General features: G+C 65.7%; 2 protein-coding genes and 1 pseudogene. All 3 read left to right on the forward strand.

Features of this window, described 5'->3' with window-relative positions; genetic code table 11:
• A pseudogene (locus tag EN939_RS38220) lies at positions 1-621 on the forward strand (hypothetical protein); the annotation flags it as partial.
• Positions 614-2128: a sugar ABC transporter ATP-binding protein gene (locus EN939_RS28285; protein ID WP_127270801.1), complete on the forward strand. Its 1515-nt coding sequence runs from the start codon at positions 614-616 to the stop codon at positions 2126-2128. The pseudogene EN939_RS38220 and the gene EN939_RS28285, both read left to right, overlap by 8 nt.
• On the forward strand, positions 2112-2846 hold a 735-nt coding region (locus tag EN939_RS28290; RefSeq protein WP_164751288.1), incomplete at its 3' end, for a hydroxymethylglutaryl-CoA lyase. The genes EN939_RS28285 and EN939_RS28290, both read left to right, overlap by 17 nt.

Consider the following 2846-nt stretch of genomic DNA (forward strand, 5'->3'; position numbering starts at 1 on the left):
GGCGTCGTGCTCGCCATCGATCCGGACAGCGGCTCCCAGCGTGAGCTTGCAGCCGGATTGGCATTTCCCAACGGCGCGGTCATGCTCGGCAACGGCCGTCTGGCGATCAGCGAAAGCTGGCGCCATCGTATCGTCGCCCTTGATCCGAAATTACCGCATCCGGTGGCGATCCTGGAAAATCTGCCCGCCTATCCGTCGCGCCTGTCACCCGCTTCCGATGGCGGCTTCTGGATGGCGCTGTTCGCGCCGCGCCGCCAGCTTCTCGAACTGGTGCTGCGCGAGGACGATTATCGCCGCGAGATGATGGCGACGATCGATCCCGGCGAATGGATCGGGCCGGAACTCGCCGGATCGGCGCGGCCGGACCAGCCGCTGAGCCAGGGCTCGGTCCGGCAGATGGGCGTGCTGAAGCCGTGGGCGCCATCGCGCTCCTACGGCCTCGTCGCGCGCTGCGACGACAGCGGCCGGCCCAGCGAAAGCTGGCACAGCCGCGCCGACGGCAGCATGCATGGCGTCACCTCCGTCTGTGAGCATGGCGGCAGCGTCTACGCCGCATCGCGCGGCTCCGGCACGCTGCTGCGCCTGCCCGGCACGACATCCGGTGGAGCCCGGCATGGCTGATCCCCACGCGACCGAGATCGTCCGGTTCCGCAAGGCCACCAAGGCGTTCGCCGGCAACGCGGCGGTGCGCGACGTCGATTTCACGCTGCGGCAAGGCGAGGTCCATGCGCTGCTCGGCGAGAACGGTGCGGGGAAGTCGACGTTGACCAAGGTGCTGGCCGGCCTCTATCCGCTGACGTCGGGCGAGATGCTGATTGACGGCAAACCGGTTGGCTTTTCCTCGCCCGCCGATGCCATGAAGCACGGCATCGCCATGGTGTTCCAGGAAACCAATCTCATCCCGTCGATGAATGTCGCTCAGAACATCTTCCTCGGCGAAGAGAGCTTCTTCAACCGGTTGCGCGGCATCAACATCAAGGCGCAGCAGCATCTGCAGCGGCTGAACTTCCATGTCGAGCCGACCGCGCTGGTGTCAACGCTCGGCGCCGCCAAGAAGCAGATGGTCGAGATCGCCCGCGCGGTTCACCACAAGGCCCGCATCTTCATCTTCGACGAGCCGACGGCGACGCTGACGCCGGAGGAAAAGCAGCACTTCTTCGCCCTGGTCGAGCGGCTGAAAGGCGAGGGCGCTTCCATCATCTTCATTTCACACGCGCTGGAAGAAGCGCTGTCGATCGCCGACCGCATCAGCGTGCTGCGCGACGGCGCGCTGATCGTCACCGACGATGCGCGCAATCTCACCCGCGAGAAAATCGTCCAGGCGATGGTTGGCCGGCAACTGACCGATACGCTCTATGGCGACGATGCCGCCAAACGCGTCGCGCGCCGCCCGGGCGAAAAGGTGCTGGCGCTCGAGAACGTCTCGATGGGTAAGGCGGTGCGCAGCGCCACGCTGTCGGTCTTTGCCGGCCAGGTGACCGGGCTGTTCGGCCTGGTCGGTGCCGGCCGCACCGAAATGATGAAGATCGCGGCGGGCGTTTTGAAGCGTGACTTCTTCCATGGTGGCCGCATCACGCTGCGCGGCGAGGTGGTGCACTTCCGCGTGCCACGGCAGGCCGTGCGGCGCGGCGTCGCCTATATCACCGAGGACCGCAAGCTCGACGGCCTATTCGATACGATGGACATCGCCCAGAACGTATTCCTCGGCAAGCTGGCCAAGGGCTCCAATCCGGTCTCGGTAATCGGCCTTGGCGAAGCGCGCCGGCAATCGGCCGAATGGATCGAGACGATGAAGGTCCGCACGATCGGCGCCAATGCTCGGGTGGTCGAGCTTTCCGGCGGCAATCAGCAGAAAGTGGTCATCGCCAAATCGCTAATCCAGGCGCCGTCGCTGATCATCTTCGACGAGCCGACGCGTGGCGTCGATGTCGGCGCCATCGCCGAGATCCATCAGATTATCGAGCGGCTTGCCGATGCGGGCGCGGCCGTCGTCGTTATCTCGTCCTATCTGCCTGAAATCCTCAATCTGTCGGACCGCATACTGGTGGCGCGCCAGGGCCGTATCGTCGAGGAGATGACCATCGACGAGGCCTCCGAAGAAAAGATCATGTATGCCGCCGTCCATTGAATCGCCCGGTGAGGATCGGCAGGCCACGATCGTCGAAGTCGGTCCGCGCGACGGCCTGCAGAACGAAAAGCGGCTGGTCTCGACCGGGCAGAAGCTGCGCCTGATCGGCATGCTGGCCGATTGCGGCTTCGCCCGCATCGAGGCGACGGCTTTCGTCTCGCCGAAATGGGTGCCGCAGATGGCCGATCATGATGAGGTCATGCGGCGCGCTGTGCGGCGCCCGGGGCTTATGCTGTCCGCGCTGGTGCCCAACGAGCAAGGTGCGCGGGCCGCGATCTCGGCCGGCGCGCAGGAACTCGCGGTCTTCACCAGCGCCTCCGAGACGTTTTCGAAACGAAACACCAATTGTACCATCGAGGAAGGGCTGGCTCGTTTTGTGCCAGTGATCGCGCTGGCCGCCGAGCATTCCTTGCCGGTGCGGGGCTATGTCTCCTGTGCCGTCGATTGTCCCTATGAAGGCCCGATCGAACCCGGCGCGGCCGCGAGAGTCGTCGCGCGCCTGCGCGATCTCGGCTGCGCCGAAATCGCCGTTGCCGACACGATCGGCAGGGCGACACCCGAGCGCGTGCATGCCATGGTGCTGGCAACCCTCGAAGAAGCAGAGGCTGCGCGGCTGGCCGGGCATTTCCACGACACCGGCGGCCTGGCGCTCGCCAACGTCGATACCGCCTGGGACCTCGGGCTCAGGGTGTTCGATGCCGCTGCCGGCGGGCTAGGC

Source organism: Mesorhizobium sp. M7A.F.Ca.CA.002.05.1.1, from assembly GCF_003998335.1.
Classification (GTDB): domain Bacteria; phylum Pseudomonadota; class Alphaproteobacteria; order Rhizobiales; family Rhizobiaceae; genus Mesorhizobium.

Coding starts and splice junctions, on each gene's coding strand:
- EN939_RS28285 (WP_127270801.1), top strand. CDS start 614: ATGGCTGATCCCCACGCGACCGAGATCGTCCGGTTCCGCAAGGCCACC.